This window comes from Paracoccus aminophilus JCM 7686, assembly GCF_000444995.1.
Classification (GTDB): Bacteria; Pseudomonadota; Alphaproteobacteria; order Rhodobacterales; family Rhodobacteraceae; genus Paracoccus; species Paracoccus aminophilus.
In genome coordinates this window covers 1,474,405-1,497,448 of sequence record NC_022041.1, presented here as the reverse complement: position 1 = coordinate 1,497,448, position 23,044 = coordinate 1,474,405, and the positions used below count along the sequence as shown (strand labels likewise).

Below are 23,044 nucleotides of genomic sequence, written 5' to 3'. Positions count from 1 at the left end.
TTTGATGGACATTCGCAATATCGCGATCATCGCTCACGTTGACCATGGTAAGACGACCATGGTTGACCAGCTTCTGAAGCAATCCGGTTCCTTCCGCGAGAACCAAGCCGTGGCCGAACGGGTCATGGACAGCAACGACATCGAACGCGAGCGCGGGATCACGATCCTTGCCAAAGCGACGAGCGTCGAATGGAAGGGCACGCGTATCAATATCGTGGATACCCCCGGCCACGCCGATTTCGGCGGCGAGGTCGAGCGGATCCTGTCGATGGTTGATGGCGTTTGCCTTCTGGTCGACGCGGCCGAAGGCCCGATGCCGCAAACCAAATTCGTGACCTCGAAGGCACTGGCGCTGGGGCTTCGCCCGATCGTCGTGCTGAACAAGGTTGACAAGCCCGCAGCCGAACCCGACCGCGCGCTGGACGAGGTCTTCGACCTTTTCGCCAACCTTGGCGCGAATGACGAACAGCTCGACTTCCCCCATCTCTATGCCTCGGGCATCGGCGGCTGGGCGGATAACGAGCTTGACGGTCCGCGCAAGGATCTGTCGGCAATGTTTGATCTGATCATCAAGCACGTTCCTGCGCCGAAACAGATCGCCAAGATCGACGAGCCCTTCCAGATGCTCGCAACCACGCTTGGTGCCGACCCCTTCATCGGCCGCATCCTGACGGGTCGCGTCGAATCGGGCCGCGCGAAGGCCGGCGACACGATCAAGGCGCTGTCGCGCGACGGCGAGCGGATCGAACAATTCCGCATCTCCAAGGTTCTGGCCTTCCGCGGTCTGACCCAGCAGCCGATCGACGAAGCCGTGGCCGGTGACATCGTCTCGATCGCTGGCATGTCGAAAGCAACCGTGGCCGACACTCTGGCCGCGCTTGAGGTCGAGACCGCCCTGCCCTCGCAGCCGATCGATCCGCCGACCATCTCGGTCACCTTCGGCATCAACGACAGCCCGCTGGCTGGCCGCGATGGCAATAAGGTTCAGTCGCGCGTCATCCGCGAGCGTCTGTTGAAAGAGGCCGAAACCAACGTCGCGATCAAGGTCGAAGACACGCCTGGCGGCGACGCCTTTGTCGTCTCGGGCCGCGGCGAACTTCAGATGGGCGTTCTCATCGAGAACATGCGTCGTGAAGGCTTCGAGCTGTCGATCTCGCGCCCGCGCGTCATTTTCCGCGAAGAAGATGGTCAGCGTCTTGAGCCGATCGAAGAGACCATCATCGACGTTGATGATGAATACACCGGCGTCGTGGTCGAGAAACTGACCGGCGTGCGCAAAGGTGATCTCATCGAGATGAAACCGGCAGGGGTTGGCAAAACCCGGATCGTCGCGCATGTCCCCTCGCGGGGCCTGATCGGCTATCAGGGCGAGTTCATGACCGACACGCGCGGCAACGGCGTGCTGAACCGCATTTTCCACAGCTGGGCTCCGCACAAGGGCGCGATTCAGGGCCGCCGTCAGGGCGTTCTGATCTCGATGGAGAACGGCGTCTCGGTTTCCTATGCGCTTTGGAAGCTCGAAGATCGCGGCAAGTTCTTCATCGGTGCGCAAGAGCAGATCTATCAAGGCATGATCATTGGCGAGCATTCGCGTGACAATGACCTTGAAGTGAACCCGCTCAAGGGCAAGCAGCTGACCAACGTTCGCGCCTCTGGCACGGATGAAGCGGTTCGTCTGACGCCGCCGGTTCGGATGTCGCTGGAAGAAGCGATCTCCTATATCGACGATGATGAACTGGTCGAAGTGACGCCCAAAAACATCCGTCTGCGCAAACGCTACCTCGATCCGCATGAGCGTAAGCGCCAGTCGCGCGGAGAAAACTGAGGGAAGAGTTACCTTTGCGTCAAATCCCGCTTTCCGAAAGTTGAAGAAAACTGCTAAAGTCTCTTTGACGTTCGGGAAGGTGGATATGGTCGGCAGGGGCAACAAGTATCAGGAAATGATCGCAGCTGCCCTGCGGACCCTAGAGGACACCGGGCAGCTGCCGCAATCCATGCAAGAGCTCGCCAAGAATTCGGGCGTCACCACGGTCGATGTTCTGGAGAGCTTTACCTCATCGGATGCGCTGCGAATCGCATTGATCGGCCATGGCCTTGTGCGCCTGGCCGATGCTTTGCGTGAGGGCGTCGTCTCGGCCGATCCGGAGGATCCGACGGCCCAGTTGCGCGCTTTGTCCCAGGCCTATTTCGCTTGGGGTGCCCATAACCGCGCGCTTTTCCGGCTGCTCGCGACGGCACTGCTCGATCCAGCGGTCGCCGAGGGCTCCGAGCTTGAGCGTTACCGCCATTCGATCCGCGATCTCGTGATGAAGAAATTCGCCGAGTGCCAAAGTCGCGGCCTCATCCGGTCGGACGCGGATCTTCAGATCATCCTCGCCAACACCCATAGCATTCTTCTGGGCGTCAGCTCGACCTTGGTCAATGATCGTCGGGATGCCTGGTATGAGGGCGAAGCCACCGACCTGCAGCAGCTCGCCGATGAGATGATGAAGGCCTATTTCGATCAGATCTTCGGCCCGGCATCCGCGTAAAGACGTTGCCCGGCTCCGGCCTTTAACAAGCCTGTCGAAAAAAGCCCGCCCTTCTCAGGCGGGCTTTTGTGTCAGATCTGACGCTCGGGCAGCTGGACGACAAGGCCGTCAAGCTCGGGCGTGACCTTGATCTGGCAGGTCAACCGCGAGCGCTTCGCATCGGGCTGATAGGCGAAATCGAGCATATCCTCTTCCATCGGATCTTTCTCGGGCAGGCGCTCGACCCAATCCTCGGCGACATAGACATGGCAGGTCGAACAGGCGCAGGCACCGCCGCAATCTGCGTCAATCCCGGGAATTCCGTTGTCGCGCGCGCCTTCCATCACGGTCATGCCGGGTTTGACATCGACTTCGTGGGTGGTGCCGTTGTGCTCGATATAGGTGATCTTCGCCATGGTCATTTCCTTCAAAGACCACCCGCAGATAGGGGATCGCGCTCCGAATGGAAAGACCCATCTGGAGCGCCTCCCCCAAATCTCAGGCGCAGGTGTTAGACGCGGCGCAGGGCCAGAACCGCGTTGAGCCCGCCGAAGGCGAAGGCATTCGACAGGACCGCATCGACCCGGGCTTCGCGCGCCTCGTTCGGGACAACATCGAGCGCGCATTCCGGGTCGGGCTCTTCATAGCCGATGGTCGGCGCGATCACGCCCTCGCGCAGCGCCATCAGGCAGGCGAGCAGCTCGACCGCGCCGGTGCCGCCGATGAGATGGCCATGCATGGATTTCGTCGAGGAGATCATCAGCCGGTCGGCATGGGGCCCGAAAGCATTGGCCACCGCCGCGCATTCGGTCTTGTCATTCGCCGCCGTGCCGGTGCCATGCGCGTTGATATAGCCGACCTCTTCGGGATTCATGCGCGCATCATGCATCGCCCCCGAGATCGCGCGCTGCGCGCCGATGGCCGAGGGCATGACGATATCCTGCGCATCCGAGGTCATGGCAAAGCCCACAACTTCCGCGAGAATATCCGCGCCACGCGCCACCGCGTGATCCCAATCCTCGAAGACAAAGACGCCCGCGCCCTCGCCCTGCACCATGCCGTTGCGCGTCGCCGAGAAGGGACGGCAAGCGTCTTTCGTCATGACGCGCAGCCCTTCCCAAGCCTTGACACCGCCAAAGCACAGCATCGATTCCGAGCCGCCGGTCAGCACGACCGTGGACGAGCCCGAGCGGATCATGTTGAAGGCGAGCCCCATCGCATGGTTCGAGCTCGCGCAGGCGGTCGCCACGGTAAAGCTCGGGCCGAGAATGCCGAATTCCATGCTCAGATGCGAGGCGGCGGCATTGTTCATCAGCTTCGGGACGACGAAGGGGTGAACCCGGTTCTTGCCCTCTTCGTAAACCGTGCGGTAATTTTCGTCCCAGGTGTTGACCCCGCCTGCCGCTGTGCCCAGCACGACGCCCGACATCAGGCCCAGCTCGCCGTCAAAGATCAGCCCGGATTGCTCGACCGCCTGACGCGCGGCCAGCAGGGTGAACTGGGTGAATTTGTCGTAAAGGACGATCTGCTGGCGGTTGAAATGATCCTCGGGGACGAAGTTGCGCACCTGCCCGCCAATGCGGATCGTCAGCCGGTCGACATCGCGAAAATCAAGCGGACCGATGCCCGAGCGGCCTTCGCGCATGGCGGCGAAGGTCGCGGGCACATCAAGGCCAAGCGCGTTGATCGTCCCTGCCCCGGTGATCGCGACCCGGTGGCGGCCCGAGGCCGCCTTGCCCATGATTGCGCGGCCAATCATCACCCGGGCGAATTTTGTCGCGGTCTTGACCTTACCGGCCTTGCGCTCTTTGCGCGGCTTGGCTTTCTTCGCGTTCATACTTTCTCGGCCACCAGTTTCTCGACGGCGGCGATGATCGAGCCGAGCGTCGAGATGTCGAATTCGGATTTCTCGGGCTCATTGGCATTGAACGGGATCGAGATGTCGAAGGCCTCTTCGATTGCGAAAATCGATTCGACCAGCCCGAGGCTGTCGATGCCCGCATCCTGCGGCGAGGTTTCGAGATTGATCTCGGCGGGGTCCAGCATCGCCTGCTCGGCAATGATGGCAACAATGCGGTCACGGATTTCTGCCGTCATATCGGCCTCCAAATTCAGCCCTTATCGAGCAATTTTTTAACAGTTTCCTGAAGCTGTGACACCTGCGCATAGAGTCGCGGCAGCCTGCGGATATTTTTCTGCGCCTCGATATGGGTCTCCATTTTCACGGCCGGGCTGCCCAAAATGACGCGCCCCGCCGGAACGTTGGTATAAATGTCCGTGCCGCCTCCGGCAATGACATCGTCACCGATGAAGATATTGTCCGACACCCCGACCTTGCCGCCCAGAACGACCCGGTTGCCGACGCGCGTCGAGCCCGCGATCCCGGCCTGTCCGGCAAAGAGGCAATCGTCACCAACCTGGCAGTTATGGCCGATCTGGACCTGGTTGTCGATCTTGCAGCCATTGCCGATCTTGGTCGCGCGGATGGTGCCGCGGTCGATGCAGGCGCCCGCGCCCATCTCGACATCATGGCCGATGACCACGCCGCCAAGCGAATGGATGCGCGTCCAGTGCTGCTCGCGGATCTCGGCGCGCTGGCTCAGGCCTTCGCGGATCTCTTCGACCCCGGATTTCTCGGGCGTGACAAAGGAAAAGCCGTCGGCGCCGACCACGGCATTGGGGTTCATGATGAAGCGGTCACCGATGGTGACGCGGTGGCAAATGCGCGCGCCTTCGCGCAAGAGCACATCATCGCCGATCACGGTTTTCTCGCCGATCGAGACATGGGAGTAAATCGTGGCATTCCGCCCGATCACCACATCCTCGCCGATGACGACGAAAGGCCCGATGGCCGCGCCCGCGCCGATCACGGCGCTTTCGGCAACCACCGCGCTTGGATGGATACCCAAGGCCGGGCCACGTGCCGGATCGAAGCTTTTCGTGAGCCCGGCCATGGCAAGGCGGGGACGTGCGACCAGAACGGCGGCGCGCAAGCCGTAAGCTTCGGGATCGGTGCCCTCGGCCAAAAGCGCGATCCCGCCGGCGGTGAGTTTCTCAAGATAGGCCGCGCCGGTCGCCAGCGCGATCTGGTTCGGCCCAGCCTCTCCCGGTTCGGCGGCGCCGGTGACGGTGATGGAGCCGTCGCCCCAGAGGCGTCCTCCAAGGGCTTCGGCAAGCTCTGCGATGGTCCGTGTCATGGCATCCCCTCTGTTTAGAGGGGATGTAGCGGGAGTGTCAGAAAGTTTCCAGCCCGGCGCGCATCAGCGCGTCATAGACCGCCCCGTCGCGACCATAGACATCGGTAAAGCGCTGGATGCGGCCATTGGCATCGGGGAAGGTCGTGAAATAGACGAGATGGACCGGGATCGTCGGCTTGAGCGCGAGCCAGGTCTCTTTCTTGGTGTCGAGCGCCTTTTGATAGGTCGCGGCCGGGTCCTTGACCTGCCCGCTCAACAGCTCATGCGCCAGATCGACTGGCCGACCGATCCGGATGCAGCCATGCGAATAGGCGCGCGCCGACTGACCGAAGAGATGCTTCGTCGGCGTGTCATGCAGATAGATGTTCCAGGGGTTCGGGAAGATGAACTTCACCTGTCCCAAAGCATTGTCGTCGCTTTCCTTCTGCCGCATCCGGTAGGGGAAATTGGCAGCGGTATACTTCGAGAAATCAATCCGATCGCGCGAAATGATATTGCCGTTGCCGTCGACGATATCGATCTGGGACACCGCATTGCGGTTGGCCTGAAGCCGCGGCAGATATTCCTTGACCGTGATCGAGCGCGGCACGTTCCAACGCGGATTGACCACCAGATAGGACAGGCGGTCAGAAAACTCGGGGGTCATGCGGTCTTCAGAGGCGCGACCGATGACGGTGCGGGTCTCGAAGACCTCGGCGCCGTTTTCCATGACGCGCGCATTGAACTCGGGCAGGTTGACCCAGACCATACGGGCGTTGAGATCATGGCCGTTCATCCAGCGCATCCGCTCGAGCGCGACCAGAATGCCGTGATCCCCGCCCCCGGCTTTGCGGTTGATGCGCGCAACGGTTTTGGGTCCCGCAACCCCGTCCGAGGGCAGACCGACGCGGTCTTGAAATTTCGCGACCTCCGCCGCCAAAGGCGCATCAAAGACCGAGGATGCGGTCACGGGCTTTCCGGCGTCAAAGCCCATCGCGGCAAGGCGCGCGCGCAAAGCAACGACCGGCTCGCCGGTCATGCCGACCTTCCACAGACCCGGCTCGACCTCTTTCAGCTTTGCCGGGGCAACCAGCTCATTCTTGCCGCCGAGCGCCTTTTTCAGCGCGAGATAATGCGGGTCTTGCGGCTCGATCCCCGTCAGCAACCCAGTCGGATCGGGGCTTTGTGCGTAATCATGCAGCAGCTCGTCGGTGCTGCGGCGCAGGACCACGCGCTTGATGCTGGGATCGACCTTGGTCGGCTCGAGCACGCCGCCACTAATATCATGGGTCCAGCGCGCAAAGACGCGGGCAAAGACCAGCTCGGCCTCGGGGGAATTGCCGCCCTCCGCATCCAGGGCACGCAGGCGCTCGACTTCATAGCGGCTGGCAGGCAGCCCGTTTTCGGCGGCCCGCGACACCGCCTCGATCAGCGCGGCGCGGCGCGCAGCGGATTCGGTTCCGGTGAAAATCGGGGTGAGCCCGTTCGTACCATAGAACGCGGCGAGGCCCGGCTGGCGCGCCACGGCTTGCGCCAGAGCCATCTCGCTGTCGGAAAAGACCAGACGCGGAGCGGGCGCCGCGGCCACCGGAGCCGCCTCGATTCCCTGCGCCCCTGACGCCATCGGCAGCCAGAATGCCGCCAAAGCGATTGAAGCCAGAATCACCCGTCCTGCCATGTGCCCAGTTCCTCACGTTCTGTCGTTTTTTCCTTATATACCCATGATTACCCCAGTTTCGCCATGCAGAGCAGGCCAGCGAGCCGCCTTAGAGGGCATTTTCGTCACGCAACCGATGCAATTCCGCAACGTTCGTGAATTATCAACAGGTTGCAGACAAAATGAGCACCTAATTCGGCAAGAATCTGCCGAAATTGGCGCCGCACTGGACTCGTTCGCAGGATCAGAGTTCCCCGGATCGCGCGTTAGTGACATAGTGTTAGCAAGTTCCGGATAGAGCCGGACTGCCGCCCAGAATGAGTGGCAAATGCAAACGAAGTAGGACAGGCGATCTGACATGACGTTTGACACACTCTCCCGTCGCGGAGTTCTGGGTGTATTTGCAGCGACTACGGTTGTCGCCGCGCCGGTAATGGCCAATGCTTTCGGCCTTCTGCGAGGCGCAGGCGATATTCGCCGCATCAAGATGTATTCCGGCCGGACCGGCGAAAGCATCGACACCGTTTATTGGGTTGAGGGCAAATACATCCGCGACTCGCTCAATGAAATCAATATCTTCATGCGCGACTGGCGCACCGGGCAGGTCATCGGCTTCGACCCCCGCACGCTCGATATTGCCGCGGCGTCCCACCGCCTGCTGCAAACCAACGAGCCCTATATGATGCTCTCGGGCTATCGTTCGCCCCAGACCAATGCCATGCTGCGCTCGCGTTCGTCGGGTGTGGCGCGGAACTCGCTGCATATGGTTGGCAAAGCTGCCGATCTGCGGCTGAAATCGCGCTCGGTCGCGCAGATGACCAGCGCCGCACAGGCCTGCAATGCGGGCGGGGTCGGCAAATATTCGCGCTCGAACTTCGTCCATATGGATTGTGGCCCGATTCGCCACTGGGGTGCCTAAGCCCGAACGGGCTTGGATCTAGACTTACCCCTGTTTCGTTTGACTGGTCAGCCCGCCCTTTCGGCGGGCTTTGTTTTGCCCTCAGCGCAGACGCGGCGGCGCTTTCGGGTCGCGCCGGACAGGCTCGGGCTCAGGCTTGCGCTCGGGCACATCAAGAAGCAGCGCGCCCTGCGGCAGATCGAGCTCGGCAAAGCCAATATCGACGCCACCTTCGACCATCGGCAGAAAGGAAAAGAATTCGGCAAAGGCCTTGGCCAGTGCCGCGCGGCTGTCGTCGGCGCAGCCCCGCAGCAACAGCAAATGCCCGCGCCGCCCATCGGGCCACACCGCCGCGACCAAAGCCGCACTGGTCGCAAGCCCGACCATATCGGCCAGCCTTTGGGCGAGCGGTACAAGAAAGATCTCGATCGCCTCTGGGGTTGGCGCGGTCAGCCAAGAGGGCCGCAGCTCGCCGCCTTCTTCCGGCGCGGCGCTGAGAACCTGCCCCAGCCAATCGAGCGCACTCGCATCAAGAAACAGCTCGGACGGTCGGCCGGGATTGACCAGAAGCGCAGAGCCCGCCTCGCCCAGAAGCGCCGCGAGCACCCGGCCCGGCATGGCAGCATAGGCAACGACGCGCCCCATGAACTCCGAGAGCCTTTCCTCGGAATCGCAAGCCAGCGCCGCTTTGGTCCCCGACAGATCAAAGCTCAGGATCTCGGCGCGGTCATCCGCCGGTTCGCGGGTCAGCGCCACGAACAGCTCGGTATCGGCCAGACGCGACAAAATCCGCGCGCGCGCGTTTTCAGAGGCTTCATGGAAAGGGATCGGGCAAAGATCGTCGAGCGCTGTCATCATGGTTCTCTCAAAATCCGGGCCACCTCGGCCTTGAGTTCGGGAAGAAGCTCTTCTTCGAACCAGGGATGGCGGCGCAGCCAGCCGGTATTGCGCCACGAGGGATGTGGCAAGGGAAAGTTCCGCGGCGCGTGGCGGCGCCAGTCGGAAACCGTGGCCGTGACATTCTTGGTGCCGAGATGCCAGCTCTGGGCATAGCCGCCGACAAGCAGTGTCAGCTCGGGCTGGATCAGCGCAAGCGCCTGGGCTCGCCAAGTCTCGGCGCAGAGCGGTGGCGGCGGCAGATCGCTGCCCTTGGCGTCATAGCCGGGAAAGCAAAAGGCCATGGGCAGAATGGCGATGCGATCGCGATCATAGAAGGTCGCGGCATCAATCCCCATCCAGTCGCGCAAGCGCTCGCCCGAGCGGTCCGCAAAGGGCCGTCCGATCTGGTGGACCTGCATCCCTGGCGCCTGCCCGACAATCAGCACACGCGCGCCGGGCCGGAACCAGACCACGGGGCGGGGCCGGTGCGCGGTCTTCGTCACCGCAAAACGGGCAGCGCAAAGCGCGCAGCCAGAAATGTCATCCATAAGGCTCACGCGTTATAGATAGGAAGCAGAGGCTTGGCGGCAAAGCCCTTGCCGGGGCCGTCGGACCACGCAGCCGGGTTTTTGTGGACAGACACCGCGCGGATCGATAAATTCCGCCGCAACTTCAGCCTTCCCCTCTTCGAGCGGGGCGGATATTGTTGGACTTCCTGCCGCTTGGCCTGTTGCGGCCTACGGGTGGAGACAAGACCAGATTATGCTCGAATTTGATAATGTCTCGAAATCGTTCTGGACCGGATCCCAGCGCAAGATCATTCTTGATCAGGCCTCGTTTCGGGTGGAGCCCGGGCAATCAATCGGCATCCTCGCCCAAAACGGCACCGGCAAGACCACGCTGATTAATATGATGTGCGGGCTGGAAAAACCGGATGAGGGGATCATCCGCCGCCAATGCCGGGTCTCGTTTCCGCTTGGTTTCATGGGCGGCGTGGTCTCAAAGCATTCCGCCAATGAAAACTCCCGTTTCATCGCGCGAATCTATGGGCTCGACCCCGATTATGTCGCGGCCTATTGCCGCTGGCTGACCGATATCGGCGAATATTTCGACATGCCTGTCGGGACTTACAGCTCGGGGATGCGATCGCGCTTCACCTTCGCGCTGATGCTTGCGCTGGATTTCGACATCTATCTGATTGACGAAGCGATGCCACAATCTACAGATGTGGAATTCAACCGGAAGGCGGGTGCGGTCCTGTTCGAGCGACTGAAAACCTCGACAGTGGTGATCGTCTCGCACCAAGCCGCCACCATTGAAAAGTTCTGCCGCTCCGCAGCGGTGATGCGCGACGGTAAATTGTATATGTTCGAAACCCTCGACGAGGCGAAGCAATATTATGACTACACCTCCTAAGGCCCGACTCTTCCGTCTGAGCCGCTCTGAATCCGTCGTCGCCATGGCGCGGGATTCGGCGGGAATCGGGGCGGTTGAAGAACGGAAGGTCCGGGTCGAGGTGCATAAAGGCGCAGCCAAGGCCTCCAAGCCGGAGGCAGGTGGCGTGCCCGACATGCCTTTCGCGCCGCAAATTGAGGACGACGGCTTTGGCGATATGCGCTTTGGCGATGCCGCGCGCGCGCCTGCAGCCGCCGAAACCGTGATGGCCGGTGCCGGTCCGGGCGGGATGGCCGCCACGCTTGCCGCGATCCGGGCCGAGAATCTGACCGATCGCCAGCTGCGCATGGCCCGTCGCATCGCCGCGATGAATGAGATCGAGGTGAATTCGGATATCGAGGCCGTGGCTTTGCTCCGCGAGCGTGGCATCGACCCGTTCCACCGCACGGAGGTCGGCAAGATTTTGTCGACCGAGGGCCAGAAGACCCAGATGACGCCCGCCGCGAACACGCCGGTTGCGGTCAAGCCCGAGCAGCTTCCGGCACGGATGCCGCCGCCGCAACTCCCCTCGCGCGAGATGCTGACGGAAGAGCGCCGTGCCTCGGAAATCTCGCGAATCCAACGGGATATGGCGCGCCGCCGCCGCCGCCGGCTGCTCATGCTGACGTTGCGCTTGGCGACGTTCGTGGGGCTGCCGACGATTTTGGCGGCTTATTACTATTTCTTCGTCGCCTCGCCGCTTTATGCGACCGAAGCGCAGTTCCTGATCCAACAGGCCGAACAATCACCTTCGCGTGGGGGCGGCATCCTCAGCGGCTCAGCCGCGATGATCAACCCGGATTCGGTCTCGGTCCAAAGCTATCTGACCTCGCGCGATGCCATGCTGCGGCTTGATAGCGACCTCGGCTTCAAGAAGGCGTTTCAGGATCCGTCGATCGACCCGATCCAGCGGCTGTCGCCCGAGGCCTCGAATGAAGAGGCGTTCAAGCTTTACAAGCGCTCGGTCAAAATCGGCTATGATCCGACCGAGGGCGTCTTGAACATGGAAGTGATCGCGCCCGATCCAAAGCTTAGTCAGGACTTTGCTTTGGCGCTGATCAAATATGCCGAGGGCCAGGTCGATCAGATGACCGCACGCCTACGTTCGGACCAGATGACGGGCACAGAGGACCGCTATCGTCAAGCCGAGCAGCAGGTCAAAGATGCCCAGTTGCGCGTGCTCGACCTGCAGCAAAAGCTCGGCGTTCTGGACCCCAATGCGGAAAGCTCGGTCGTGATGAGCCAGGTGAGCGAGTTGGAACGCCAGCTCAACTCCAAACGGCTGGAGCTCGGCCAGCTGCAGGCCAACCCCAACCCGAACCGCAGCCGCGTCGCCGGTGTGCAGGGCGATATGGCGCGGCTGCAGAAGATGCTTGATGAAACGCGCTCGCGCCTGACCGAGGGCAGCGAAACGCGCGGGTCCCTGGCTTCGATCGCGGGTGAAATCCGCATTGCGGAATCTGATCTACAGACCCGCCAGCAGCTTCTCTCCGACGCTGCTGCCCAGATGGAGACCGCGCGGATCGAGGCCAACAAACAGGTGCGCTACCTGTCGCTTTCGGTCGCTCCGATCCCACCCGACCGCCCGACCTATCCCCGTGCTTTCCCGAATACGATCGTGGCCTTTCTGATCTTCGCTGGCATCTATCTGATGCTGTCGCTGACCGCCTCGATCCTGCGTGAACAGGTATCCACATGACCAAACATGTCTCCATCCGCAACGTCACCCTTGGCAATGACCTGCCGCTTGGACTGATCGCCGGGCCCTGCCAGCTCGAAACGCTCGACCATGCGCTGATGATCGCCGAGCTGCTGGCCAAGGCCTGTGAGGCAAACGGCACCGGCTTCATCTTCAAAGCCAGCTACGACAAGGCCAACCGCACCTCACTGTCGGGCCGTCGCGGCATCGGGATGGAGGAAGGGCTGCGGATGCTTGAAACCGTGCGCGAGCGGATTGGCTGCCCGGTGCTGACCGACATCCACGATATCGAGCAAGCCCGCGCGGCGGGTGCGGTCGTCGATGTGATCCAGATCCCGGCGTTCCTCTGCCGCCAAACCGATCTTCTGCTTGCTGCGGGCGAGACTGGGGCGGTCGTGAATGTGAAAAAGGGCCAGTTCCTCGCGCCTTGGGACATGCCCAATGTCGCCGACAAGGTCGCCTCGACCGGGAATGAGAAGATCCTGTTGACCGAACGCGGGGTGAGCTTTGGCTATAACACCCTCGTCGCCGATATGCGCAGCCTGCCGATCATGGCCCGCACCGGCTATCCGGTGATCATGGACGCGACCCATTCCGTGCAGCAGCCGGGCGGTCAGGGTGGCTCGTCGGGCGGACAGCGCGAATTTGCGCCGGTCATGGCCCGCGCGGCGGTGTCGCTTGGCGTCGCGGGCGTCTTTATCGAGACCCATCAGGATCCCGATCACGCGCCCTCGGATGGCCCGAACATGATCCATCTCGAGCGGATGCCCAAGCTGATCGCCTCGCTGATGGCCTTCGACCGCCTCGCCAAAGAGGACCCGGTGATGGCGCTTTAAGGCGCCTTCACGATCGCTTGGGCGGCGGCTTCGGCCGAGGCCCAAGCCCATTGGAAATTATAGCCGCCGAGCCAGCCGGTCACATCGACAACCTCGCCGATGAAATAAAGTCCAGGCTGCAGGCGGCTTTCCATGGTCTTGGCGTGGATTTCGGCGCAAGAGACGCCACCCACGGTGACCTCGGCTGTGCGCCAGCCCTCGGAGCCTACGGGTTTGAGACGCCAATCGCTGATCCGCGCCGCCACCCGATCAAGCACCGGATTGCCCTGATCAGCTAACCGCGCCTCGGCTAGGCCGAGCTCGACCGCGACCGCATCGGCAAGCCGCGCGGGCAGCCAACGCGCCAAAGTGGTGCGCAGCTGCACCCGTCCGCCCTGACCGCGCGCCTCTCGCAACAGCGCCGCCAGATCGCCCTTTGGGAACAGATCGACGCGCAGCTCGTCGCCCGGTTGCCAGAAGCTCGAAATCTGCAAGATCGCTGGCCCCGAAAGCCCGCGATGGGTAAAAAGCACGGCGTCAGCGAAGCGCGTGGCACTTTTGCCGCTGCCATGGCTGGTCACCGCATCAAGCGCCACCCCCGCGAGCGGGCGGCTGAGATCCAGATCCTGCTCGGCAAAGGTCAGCGGCACCAAACCCGGACGCGGCTCGATCAGATGGTGGCCAAAAGACTTCGCCAGTTCATAACCGATGCCGGTCGCGCCCATTTTCGGAATGGATTTGCCGCCCGTAGCGACGATCACCTGACTTGCGCTGACCGGCCCTGCCGAGGTCTCGACGACGAAGCGACCACCGTCCTGGCGCAGCCCGGTGACAGAGACGCCCAGACGCAATTCGGTGCCGCGCATCCGATCGAGTAGCAGCGACACGATCTCTTTCGCGCTGCCGTCGCAAAAGAGCTGTCCCAACGTCTTTTCGTGCCAAGCAATGCCCGCGCGATCGACGAGATCGACGAAATCGCGCGGCCGATAGCCCGCCAGCGCCGAGGCCGCGAAGCGCGGCGTTGACGACAGGAACCGGTCGTAACTCGTTGCGAGATTGGTGAAATTACACCGCCCCCCGCCCGAGATCCGAATTTTCTCTCCCGGCGCGCGGGCATGATCGAGCACCAGAACGCGCCGTCCGCTGCCAGCCAATGAGCCCGCGCAGAAAAGACCGGCAGCCCCTGCCCCAAGAATTGCGATATCAACATGATCCATCCGCGCCGCATAACGAGCTGCGTGGATTTCGACAAGATTTTTCCCGAAATTGGACTTGCAGGCGCCGAGCGCCTTGGCTAGATACTGCCGCACAGTTGGGGCGTGGCCAAGTGGTAAGGCATCGGTTTTTGGTACCGTGTACCGTAGGTTCGAATCCTACCGCCCCAGCCAATCTTTTCCTTTTCGAAACAGATTGAAGATCCGATTGGACGCCTACTTTTGTAGGCGAAAATCGGCAAACTCTCTCCTTCAAGCGTCGCGCGATCTCGGCGCAGATGGCCTTGCGCGTCTGCCTGAAATTGGCAGACTGCCCCCGCAACGACGGGACGGAGCGAGACATGCCCTATGCGCTGGAAATCACCGGCAAGGACATCGGGGCGATCGAGGCTCTGCATGGTCTTTTGCCCGCGGGAACCGAGATCAATATCGCCTTTCTTGGCAATGAAAGCCACGATCAGCGCATCCGCGTCGCCGAATTGATCCGTCAGGCGGGCTATGAGCCGGTGCCGATCATTTCCTCGCGCCGCCTGACCTCAGTCGCGGATGGCGACCGGCTGATTGCGGGCTATCTTGCTGCGGCGGCGCCCGCGCGCTTCATGTTCGTCGGCGGCGACCCCAAGGCGCCAGCCGGGCCCTACCGTGACTCGCTGGCGCTTTTGGGCTCTGAGGTGCTGGCGCGCCACGGCATCACCCGGGTCAAGATCGCGGGCTATCCCGAGGGCCATCCCCGCATCGCGCCCGAGCTTTTGTGGCAGGCTTTGCGCTGGAAAAGCGCCTTTCTGAGCGAGCGTGGCGTCGATTTCGAGATTACCACGCAATTTGGCTTTGATGCCGAGGCGATTGTCCGCTGGATCACCGAGCTGCGCCAACAGGGCATCGACGCGCTGGTCCGCATCGGCATTCCTGGTCCGACCAGTGCCGGCAAGCTTCTGCGCTTCGCCGGCCAGTTCGGTGTTGGCGCGAGCGCCGCCATTCTGCGCCGCTATGGGATTTCCCTTGCCAATCTGCTCGATCCGGTCGGGCCAGAGGCCTTTCTGGACCGGCTGACGGCGGCGATGGCGGGCAAGGATCTTGGACGGACCGCGATCCATCTTTACCCGTTCGGCGGGCTCGTGGACGGCGTCGCCTGGATCAATGGCGCCCTCGCGCGCGGCGAGCTGCCCATTCGGCAGGGCTAAGGCCACCGCCCCTGCACATCCGGGGCGGCGGCAAAGTCAGTTCACCAGCAGCCCTTCGATCCGCACACGGATCATGTCGTGATCCGACAGCGGTCGTCCGGTCTCATCCAGCGACGAGATGCAATCCGCGGCTGAAATCCGCAGCCCGCGCGCGAGGAACCAATCGAGTTTCATCGCCCGGTCCGGCCAACGGGTGATCAGGCTCTGTCGCGTGGTCATCACGCCCTCAGGCGCGCCATGGGTCGAAAAGCCGCGCGCCTCGGCATGGGCGAACAGCGTCTCATCGCGCCAGTCGCCCGCGATCTGGTTGCCGGTGTTCAGATCGCCGCCGATCAGCACCGGCAGGCCCGGGAAAGCCGCGTCGAGCGCGTCGATCAGTGCGGCGATCTGCGCCAGACGCTGCGGCGCATCGGCGTTGCTTTCCAGATGGGTCGACACGATCACGATCGGCCCGGCTTGGGTCGAGACCATCGCGCCAATGGCCATGCGCTCGCCCAATCTCGGCTGATCGCCGCCGCTGAGAAACCAGAAGCGCTTGCCCGGCAGGCGCAGCAGGAAGGGCCGTTGCAGGCTCGTCGCAGCCAAAGCCGCATTGCCGTGAAAGCCAAGGGCGTTTTCCGGCTCGGTGCAGAAACTGCGCTCGGTTTCCGAGCCAAGCCCAAGCTCGATGAACTCGGTGCCATAGACATAGGCCATATCGAGCGCCGCCGCGACCTCTGCCGTGGTATGGCGCTGCGCCGTGCGGGCCATGCCCTTGTCCATTTCCGACAAGAGCACGACATCGGCCCCGCTCGCCGCGATCTTCGCCGCGCTTTCACGCGGGAAGAGGCAACGCTCAAGGTTCCAGGTGACGACGGTCAGCGGAAAGGCCAGCGGCGCCTCGGGGGCCGTCCCGCCCGTCTCGACCTCGGTCATGGCGGGCAGGCTGGCCAGATGGGCGTCATGCGCCGCGACCGTGCGATCAAGCATCGCAATCTCGGCCCGCTCCTCTTGCGACAGGGGTTGCAAGCAGGAGGTCGTGGCGAAAGTCGGGGTGCTCATGCAAAAACGTCCCGAAGCTCGCGTTGGCTCTGAGCCATCTCGATCCGTTTGCCGCTGACCGTATCGAAGAGATGGAGGCGATCCGGGGCCACGGCGAGATGCATCTTGTCCTGCACCGGGATCTGCGGCTCAAGCGACAGCACCAGCGGCTGACCATCGACATGGCCATGAACCAGACGTTGCGCGCCGAGTTCCTCGATGAAATCGAGCCGGAACGGCAGGCCAGTGGCGGCGGGGCGCAGATCCTCGGCCCGGACGCCAAGCGTGACCGAGCCCTCGATCCGCGCGCCCTGCACCGGCGCAATGGCATGGCTCCCGACGCAGAGCTGGCTGCCGATGATCTCGGCATCAAGCAGGTTCATCGCCGGAGAGCCGATGAAGCTCGCGACAAAGGTCGAGGCCGGGCGGTGATAGATCTCCAAGGGGGCGCCGACCTGCTCTATCCGGCCTGCGTTCAAGACGACCAGCCGATCGGCCAAGGTCATCGCCTCAAGTTGGTCATGGGTAACGTAAAGCGAGGTCGTGCCCAGCCGCTTTTGCAGCCGCCGGATCTCGCCGCGCATGGTCACGCGCAGCTTCGCATCGAGGTTCGAGAGCGGCTCGTCGAAGAGAAACGCCGCAGGCTGGCGCACCACTGCGCGGCCCATGGCGACGCGCTGGCGCTGCCCCCCCGACAGAGCGCGCGGCTTGCGGTCGAGATAGGGGCCAAGTTCCAGCATCCGCGCGGCTTCTGCCACGCGCGCCTCGATCTCGGGCTTCGGGGTTTTGCGGTTTTTGAGCCCGTAAGCCATATTCTCGCGCACGGTCATATGCGGATAGAGCGCGTAGTTTTGAAAGACCATGGCGATGTCGCGATCAGCGGGATCGACCTTGTTGACGATGCGATCCCCGATGCGGACCTCACCGCCAGAGATTTCCTCAAGCCCCGCGACCATGCGCAACAGTGTCGATTTCCCGCAGCCCGAAGGCCCGACCAGCACGATGAACTCGCCATCCTTGATCTGCAGGTTGATGTCCGAGACCGAGGGGACCGGCGCGCCGGGATAGGTCTTCGAGACTTGGCTGATGTCGATGGAGGCCATTATTTGTCACTTTCCGTCAGGCCCTTGATGAACCAGCGCTGGAAGACCACCACCACCAGAACGGGGGGCAGCAGTGCCAGCACGGCAAGGGCGAAGGCTTCGTTGTAATCGGGGATCTGGCTGCCGATCCAAACCTGAAGGATCTGCTTGATGCCCCGCATCAGGGTGAAAAACCGCTCTTCGGTCGTCATCAGCATCGGCCAGAGATATTGGTTCCAGCCATAGACGAACATGATGATGAAGATCGCGGCCATCATGGTTTTCGACAAAGGCAGGATCACGTCCCAGAAGAACTTGAAGGGCCCCGCGCCGTCGATCCGGGCGGCTTCCAAAAGCTCATCCGGGATGGATTTGAAGAATTGCCGGAAATAGAAGGTCCCGGTCGCCGAGGCGAGCAGCGGCACGATCAGCCCGGTATAGGTGTTGAGAAGCTTCAGCTCGGACATGACCTGATAGGACGGCATGATCCGCACTTCCAACGGCAGCAGAAGCGTCGTGAAGATGATCCAGAAGATCAGCGTCGCAAAGCGGAAGCGGAAATAGACCAAGGCATAGGCGGCAGCCATCGACAGAACGATCTTGCCAACCGCGAAGCCAAGGCCGAGGATCAGCGAATTCATGATCATGCGCGCGCCGGTCACTTGCCCGGTAAAGCCGCCTTGGCGCGTCAGCACGGTCTCATAGGTCTGAAGGCCATTGTCGCCCGGCAGAAGCGCCAAGCCGTTCATATGGATCTCGGCCGCGGTATGGGTCGAGGTCATGATCGCGACGATCACCGGCATCACCATGAAAAGCGTGCCAAGGATCAGGATCAGATGGTCGAGAGGTCGGATGCGGTTCATGGTCTCACCCGTAATGGACGCGGCGTTCAAGCCAGCGGAACTGCACCAAAGTCAGCACCAGCACGATCAGCATGAGGATCACCGACTGCGCAGACGAGCCGCCAATGTCATTGCCCCGGAACCCGTCGAGATAGACCTTGTAGACCAAGGTAAACGGGTTGTTGGCGGGCTTGTCCTTCACCATCACGTCGATGACCGCGAACGTGTCGAACAGTGCATAGGTGATGTTGATGATCAGCAGGAAGAAGCCCGTCGGCGCCAGCAAAGGCAGGATCGCGGTGAAAAAGCGGCGCGCGCCATTGCGGCAGTCGATGACGGCAGCCTCGCGCACGCTCTGCGGGATGGATTGCAGCCCCGAGAGGAAGAAGATGAAGTTATAGGGCACCTGCTTCCAGACCGAGACGAGGATCATCGCGAAAGCCGTGTCGTAATAATTCAACCCGACCTTCATATCCCAGCCAAACCACGAGGCGAGCTTCACGAAAGGTCCGATATGCTGGTCAAAAAGCATCATCCCCATCAGCCCGGCGACCGGCGGCGCGATCGCATAGACCGAGATCAGCGCCGTGCGATAGCTCGATCGTCCCCGGATCACCTGATCGGCCTTGACCGCCAGCAAAAGCCCCAGCCCTAGCGAGAGCCCGGTGACCAGAACGGTAAAGACCGCGGTAAAGCCCGCGATGCGGCGATATTCGCTTGATCCAAGCGCGTCCCGGTAATTGTCGAGCCCCACGAAGGTCGAGCCGAAACCGAAGGGATCCTCGATATAGAAAGACGAGGAAATCGCCTGCGCCGAGGGCCAGTAGAAGAAGACAAAGATCACGGCAAGCTGTGGCGCAAGGAAAAGCCACGGCAGCAGCGGGCGGTCGAACTGGACACGCTTGGCCGGTTCGGGTCGCGCCGAAAGCCGCGCTTTCAGCCGGGCGATCAGCCCCGGGCGGGGCCGGGGAACGGTCATGTCACTCATGCGGATTCCATGAATTGAAAACCGCCGGGCCCGCGAAAACGCGGCCCGGCGGCATCGGTAAACGGGGATCAGCCCGAGGTTTTGGCGAAGCGGGCGAGAAGCTCGTTGCCCTCTTTCTCGATGGCTTTGAACGCGTCTTCGACGGTGGTTTCACCCGAGAAGATCTTGTTGAATTCGCGCTCTTCGATCACGCGGATCTGCGGATAGAAGCCCAGACGATAGCCTTTCGACCATTCGCCCTGCTCGAGTGAGAGCTGCTTGATGCCGACTTCGGCGACCGGGTTCTTGTCATACCAGCCGTCAGCTTTCGATTTCTCGTAAGCGGCTTTGGTGATCGCGACATAGCCGGTGGCCTGATGGTAGAAAGCCTGAATGTCGGTCGTGGTCAGGAAGTTGAAGAAGTCAGCCGTGCATTTGTTCTGGTCGTCCGCCTTGCCAGCCATGGCAAACAGCGCCGCGCCGCCGATGAAGCTGGCCTTGTTGCCGCCCTCGATCGAGGCTTCATAGGGCATGAAATCGGCCGAGAAGGGCATGGTGGCGGTTTTCGCCAGACCACCGAACGACCCCGACGAGCCGATCCACAGAGCAACCTTGCCCTCTTCGAAGGGCTTTTGGTTGTCCGACCAGCCCGCGCCGTAATAGCCGAAATAGCCCTTGTCGTGCCAATCCTTCAGCTTGGTCCAGAAGGCGATCATTTCGGGCGCAGTGGCGCGCAGCTCGGTGCCGTCAAAGCTGTCATAGCCGTTGTTGTTATTGGCCATCTGCACGTTGTTGCGCGAATAGAAGTTCTCGAAGAACATCCAGGTCAGCTGCGAGGCGGTCAGGGGCGTGTAGCCCGCCTCTTTCAGCTTCGGCGCGATTTTCTCGAAATCCTCCCAGGTCTTGGGCGCCTCGACACCGGCCTTCGCAAGCGCCTCGGTGTTGATATACATGATCGGCGCCGAGGAGTTGAACGGCATGCCGATGAACTTGCCATCCGCATCGGCGTAGAAATAGCGCACGCCGTTGATGAAGGCGTCGCGGTCGAGCTTGTGGCCGTTCTGGGTCAGGATGTCTTCGGCGGCAATCGTCGCGCCTTTGGCGTTGATGATCGTGGCCGCACCGGCGTCAAAGACCTGCAGGATGTTCGGCTGCTCTCCCGAGCGGAAGGCCGCGATCCCCGAGGACAGAGCCTCTTCATAGGTGCCTTTGGAAACCGGCGTGATCGCGCAAGCCGTTTGGGCTGCGTTGAATTTCTGGGCGACCTCGTTGATCACCTGCTCATTGGCGCCGCCCATGCCATGCCACCAGCTGATCTGCACCGGATTTGCCGCAGCGGCCGAGGCGGTCAGCGCAAGCGCCGTGAGGGTGGAGAGAGTCGTTTTCATGTCGGTTCCTTCCGGAGAGTGATGCGCGGAACCTAGAAAAAAGTTGTAACGGAATTGCGGATGGATTGTGATGTTTTGGTTACATATCCGCCTGGGTTGTAAGATTTTTGCCTGACGCTAGGGCAGGTTTTGCACAGGAGCGCAATTCCCCTGCCCGGCCGAAAGCGCGTAGGACAAGCTGGATCGGCCCGCGCGCGCAGATCGCTTTTGCAGATCGCTTTTCACGCCGATTGCCCTTGCCGCCGCGCGCGGAATGGCTGATGTCTCGGGCGTTTTTCTCAACGGATGAAGCGACAGAATGGACGCCCAGAACTCCCGTCTTGATGCAGCCTGGAATCTGCGCGGCGCCCTTTTCATGATCCTCGCCATGGGCTGCTTCGCGGTCGAGGACAGCTTCATGAAGCTTGCCGCGCGCGAATTGCCGGTCGGTCAGGTCCTGTTCACCTTCGGGGTTTTCGGCGTCTTGGTCTTTTCCACGCTCGCCCGCCGCGCCAAAGAGCCGCCCTATTCGCGCCAGATGCTCGGACGCGCGATGCTTCTGCGCTCGGTCTTTGAGATCACGGGGCGGCTTTTCTTCATGCTCGCGATTGCGCTGACGCCGCTCTCGACCGCTTCGGCGATCTTGCAGGCGACGCCTTTGGTGGTGATCTCGGGCGCGGCGCTGTTCTTTCACGAGAAAACCGGGATGGCGCGCTGGCTTGCGGTCGGCACCGGTTTCATCGGCGTCCTGATGATCCTGCGGCCGGGCTCGGAGGGCTTCGGGCTTTTGTCGCTTCTCGCCGTGATCGCGACTTTGGGCTTTGCCGGGCGTGATCTGGCGACGCGCGCCGCGCCGCGCGGCCTCTCGCATCGCCAGTTGGGCGTGCTTGGCTTTACCATGCTGGTGATCTCGGGGCTGATCGCCCTGCCCTTCGGCCCGCCCCCGGTCTGGCCCTCGGCTCTGGCGCTGGCGAAGCTGTTGGCCGGATCCTGCGCCGGGTTGATCGCCTATAATGCGCTGACCATCGCCATGCGCACCGGAGAAATCGGCGCGGTCACCCCTTTCCGCTACACCCGTCTGGTCTTTGCCATGATCGCCGGTTTCCTGCTCTTTGGCGAACGTCCCGATCAATGGACAATCCTTGGCTCGCTGGTCGTCGTTGCAAGCGGCATTGCCGCGCTGACGCAGCGCAACAAAGCGGCGGGCTGACGCCCGGTCAAGGCCCGCGACGCCGCTGCCGGTTGCATTGGTCGCGCCTTTGGTCCATTAACCTTGCCCGTGGATCGCTCCCATCAAACGGCGCCCGCCCTTGGCTACTTGGGGCTCGGGCGCCAAGGCAGGCAGGCAAGCAATCTTCGACGCCACTGAAGAGCGAGGCCGGATGCCATGACATTCCAGCATTCCATGATCTGCTCGACCGAGGGCATCCGCGCGACCGAGCCGGTCAAATGGCGCGGACTCGACGGTTTGGTCGGGGTCTATTGGGAGGCCGAGGGCCAGCGGGGCGCGCAGGGCTATTATCTCTCGCCCGATCCGCGCATCATGCTGTTCTTCAACGAAGTCTCCCCCCATATCCGCATGGCGAACCGCTCGGATGAGCTCGGGCGGCGGTGTCGGGGGATGACGCGCGCGATCTATGTGCCTGCGGGCGTGCCGATGTGGACGCGGTTTTCCAGCGCGCATCGCTTTTCCCATCTCGATCTGCATATCCACAAGGACCGGCTTTTGCGCTTCCTGGCGCCCTCGGTTGGCCAATCGGCGGCGCTGACCGCCTTGGCTCGTCCGGTCGAGATCGAGGAGATCAGCGCGATCGAGAGCTTGGCCGGGCTTTTGGTGCAAGAGCTTGCGACGCCCTCGCGCCATGGCGTCTTTGCCGAAAGCCTCGCGGGCAGTATTGCTGCGGGCCTGTTGGATCTGCCCGCCGAGGATCAGGACCGCGTAAGCGGCGGGCTGACGCAGGCCCAGCTGAACAAGCTGACCGCGCGGCTTCATGGGGGCATGGACCGGCGTCTGAGCGTGGCGGAAATGGCCGAGATCGTCGGCCTCTCCGAAAGCTGGTTCTCCCATGCCTTCAAGCAGACCACCGGCAAGACGCCGCAGCAATGGCAGTTGGGCGAGCGCGTCCAGCAGGCGCAGAAGCTCTTGAACGAGACCGAGCAAAGCGTCGCGGGCATCGCGGCCCAGCTTGGCTTTTCCGATCAGGCCCATCTGACCAAGGCGTTCCGGCAGGTCGCGGGCCAGACGCCGGGTGCCTGGCGGCGGATGCGCCGGATCGGTTGATCTGGGCTGATTGCCTTGCCCG

The 23,044-nt window shown here is 62.3% G+C and carries 22 protein-coding genes and 1 tRNA gene; 10 read left to right on the top strand and 13 right to left on the bottom strand.

Features of this window, described 5'->3' with window-relative positions; translation table 11 throughout:
* Positions 1–4 precede the first annotated feature (4 nt).
* Positions 5–1,825 (top strand): translational GTPase TypA, encoded by a 1,821-nt coding sequence (gene typA / locus JCM7686_RS07440; RefSeq protein ID WP_020950237.1) that lies wholly within the window; start codon positions 5–7, stop codon positions 1,823–1,825.
* Positions 1,826–1,940: 115 nt separating this feature from the next.
* Positions 1,941–2,531 (top strand): TetR/AcrR family transcriptional regulator, encoded by a 591-nt coding sequence (locus JCM7686_RS07435; RefSeq protein WP_148292587.1) that lies wholly within the window; start codon positions 1,941–1,943, stop codon positions 2,529–2,531.
* Positions 2,532–2,602: 71 nt separating this feature from the next.
* Here the strand turns inward: JCM7686_RS07435 and JCM7686_RS07430 are convergent, their stop codons facing one another.
* The 5 genes from JCM7686_RS07430 to JCM7686_RS07410 form a co-directional block, all read right to left on the bottom strand.
* A complete protein-coding gene (locus JCM7686_RS07430; protein WP_020950235.1) occupies positions 2,603–2,926 on the bottom strand; it encodes a 2Fe-2S iron-sulfur cluster-binding protein in 324 nt (107 codons plus the stop codon).
* Between the two features lie 95 nt (positions 2,927–3,021).
* On the bottom strand, positions 3,022–4,269 hold the full coding sequence (locus JCM7686_RS07425) for a beta-ketoacyl-[acyl-carrier-protein] synthase family protein (protein WP_407946436.1): 1,248 nt from the start codon (positions 4,267–4,269) through the stop codon (positions 3,022–3,024).
* A 74-nt stretch (positions 4,270–4,343) separates the two neighbouring features.
* Entirely contained in the window at positions 4,344–4,607 is a 264-nt protein-coding gene (locus tag JCM7686_RS07420) for an acyl carrier protein (protein WP_020950233.1), read from the bottom strand.
* A gap of 14 nt (positions 4,608–4,621) precedes the next feature.
* On the bottom strand, positions 4,622–5,707 hold the full coding sequence (locus JCM7686_RS07415) for a UDP-3-O-(3-hydroxymyristoyl)glucosamine N-acyltransferase (protein WP_020950232.1): 1,086 nt from the start codon (positions 5,705–5,707) through the stop codon (positions 4,622–4,624).
* Positions 5,708–5,744: 37 nt separating this feature from the next.
* Complete coding sequence (locus JCM7686_RS07410; protein ID WP_020950231.1) at positions 5,745–7,364, bottom strand: L,D-transpeptidase family protein; 1,620 nt, start codon at positions 7,362–7,364, stop codon at positions 5,745–5,747.
* Positions 7,365–7,701: 337 nt separating this feature from the next.
* Between JCM7686_RS07410 and JCM7686_RS07405 the strand changes: the two genes are divergently transcribed.
* Positions 7,702–8,262: a YcbK family protein gene (locus tag JCM7686_RS07405; protein WP_020950230.1), complete on the top strand. Its 561-nt coding sequence runs from the start codon at positions 7,702–7,704 to the stop codon at positions 8,260–8,262.
* Between the two features lie 81 nt (positions 8,263–8,343).
* Here the strand turns inward: JCM7686_RS07405 and JCM7686_RS07400 are convergent, their stop codons facing one another.
* Positions 8,344–9,096 (bottom strand): SseB family protein, encoded by a 753-nt coding sequence (locus JCM7686_RS07400; RefSeq protein WP_041527694.1) that lies wholly within the window; start codon positions 9,094–9,096, stop codon positions 8,344–8,346.
* A complete protein-coding gene (locus JCM7686_RS07395; RefSeq protein ID WP_020950228.1) occupies positions 9,096–9,668 on the bottom strand; it encodes a uracil-DNA glycosylase family protein in 573 nt (190 codons plus the stop codon). Before JCM7686_RS07395 ends, JCM7686_RS07400 begins: the two co-directional genes overlap by 1 nt.
* A 214-nt stretch (positions 9,669–9,882) precedes the next feature.
* Here JCM7686_RS07395 and JCM7686_RS07390 point away from each other — a divergent pair, with 214 nt between their 5' ends.
* The 3 genes from JCM7686_RS07390 to kdsA are packed head-to-tail and all read left to right on the top strand — an operon-like array spanning position 9,883 to position 13,089.
* Positions 9,883–10,536, top strand: coding sequence for an ABC transporter ATP-binding protein (locus JCM7686_RS07390; RefSeq protein WP_020950227.1), 654 nt, complete (start codon positions 9,883–9,885; stop codon positions 10,534–10,536).
* Positions 10,520–12,253, top strand: coding sequence for a capsule polysaccharide export inner-membrane protein (locus JCM7686_RS07385; RefSeq protein ID WP_020950226.1), 1,734 nt, complete (start codon positions 10,520–10,522; stop codon positions 12,251–12,253). Before JCM7686_RS07390 ends, JCM7686_RS07385 begins: the two co-directional genes overlap by 17 nt.
* Complete coding sequence (gene kdsA, locus JCM7686_RS07380) at positions 12,250–13,089, top strand: 3-deoxy-8-phosphooctulonate synthase (RefSeq protein ID WP_020950225.1); 840 nt, start codon at positions 12,250–12,252, stop codon at positions 13,087–13,089. The genes JCM7686_RS07385 and kdsA overlap by 4 nt, the downstream gene beginning before the upstream one ends.
* On the opposite strand, the gene JCM7686_RS07375 is transcribed toward kdsA, so the two are convergent.
* Positions 13,086–14,285 (bottom strand): BaiN/RdsA family NAD(P)/FAD-dependent oxidoreductase, encoded by a 1,200-nt coding sequence (locus JCM7686_RS07375; RefSeq protein WP_020950224.1) that lies wholly within the window; start codon positions 14,283–14,285, stop codon positions 13,086–13,088. The genes kdsA and JCM7686_RS07375 overlap by 4 nt on opposite strands.
* 96 nt (positions 14,286–14,381) lie before the next feature.
* Here JCM7686_RS07375 and JCM7686_RS07370 point away from each other — a divergent pair.
* Both JCM7686_RS07370 and JCM7686_RS07365 read left to right on the top strand, forming a co-directional pair.
* Positions 14,382–14,456: transfer RNA gene (locus JCM7686_RS07370), tRNA-Gln, on the top strand.
* 167 nt (positions 14,457–14,623) lie between these two features.
* A complete protein-coding gene (locus JCM7686_RS07365; protein WP_020950223.1) occupies positions 14,624–15,463 on the top strand; it encodes a methylenetetrahydrofolate reductase in 840 nt (279 codons plus the stop codon).
* A 36-nt stretch (positions 15,464–15,499) separates the two neighbouring features.
* On the opposite strand, the gene JCM7686_RS07360 is transcribed toward JCM7686_RS07365, so the two are convergent.
* The 5 genes from JCM7686_RS07360 to JCM7686_RS07340 all read right to left on the bottom strand — a co-directional run bounded on the left by JCM7686_RS07360 (position 15,500) and on the right by JCM7686_RS07340 (position 20,762).
* On the bottom strand, positions 15,500–16,504 hold the full coding sequence (locus JCM7686_RS07360) for an endonuclease/exonuclease/phosphatase family protein (protein WP_020950222.1): 1,005 nt from the start codon (positions 16,502–16,504) through the stop codon (positions 15,500–15,502).
* Positions 16,501–17,586, bottom strand: coding sequence for a sn-glycerol-3-phosphate import ATP-binding protein UgpC (locus JCM7686_RS07355; protein ID WP_020950221.1), 1,086 nt, complete (start codon positions 17,584–17,586; stop codon positions 16,501–16,503). Before JCM7686_RS07355 ends, JCM7686_RS07360 begins: the two co-directional genes overlap by 4 nt.
* On the bottom strand, positions 17,586–18,428 hold the full coding sequence (ugpE, locus tag JCM7686_RS07350) for a sn-glycerol-3-phosphate ABC transporter permease UgpE (RefSeq protein WP_020950220.1): 843 nt from the start codon (positions 18,426–18,428) through the stop codon (positions 17,586–17,588). The genes JCM7686_RS07355 and ugpE overlap by 1 nt, the downstream gene beginning before the upstream one ends.
* A gap of 4 nt (positions 18,429–18,432) precedes the next feature.
* Positions 18,433–19,395: an ABC transporter permease subunit gene (locus tag JCM7686_RS07345; protein ID WP_020950219.1), complete on the bottom strand. Its 963-nt coding sequence runs from the start codon at positions 19,393–19,395 to the stop codon at positions 18,433–18,435.
* Between the two features lie 68 nt (positions 19,396–19,463).
* On the bottom strand, positions 19,464–20,762 hold the full coding sequence (locus tag JCM7686_RS07340) for an extracellular solute-binding protein (protein ID WP_020950218.1): 1,299 nt from the start codon (positions 20,760–20,762) through the stop codon (positions 19,464–19,466).
* Positions 20,763–21,060: 298 nt separating this feature from the next.
* Here JCM7686_RS07340 and JCM7686_RS07335 point away from each other — a divergent pair, with 298 nt between their 5' ends.
* Together JCM7686_RS07335 and JCM7686_RS07330 are read left to right on the top strand one after the other, a co-directional pair.
* Entirely contained in the window at positions 21,061–21,951 is an 891-nt protein-coding gene (locus JCM7686_RS07335; RefSeq protein WP_020950217.1) for a DMT family transporter, read from the top strand.
* Between the two features lie 177 nt (positions 21,952–22,128).
* Positions 22,129–23,022 carry a helix-turn-helix domain-containing protein gene (locus JCM7686_RS07330; RefSeq protein ID WP_020950216.1) on the top strand — a complete coding sequence of 298 codons (894 nt, stop codon included), beginning with the start codon at positions 22,129–22,131 and terminating at the stop codon, positions 23,020–23,022.
* The last annotated feature ends 22 nt before the right edge of the window (positions 23,023–23,044 follow it).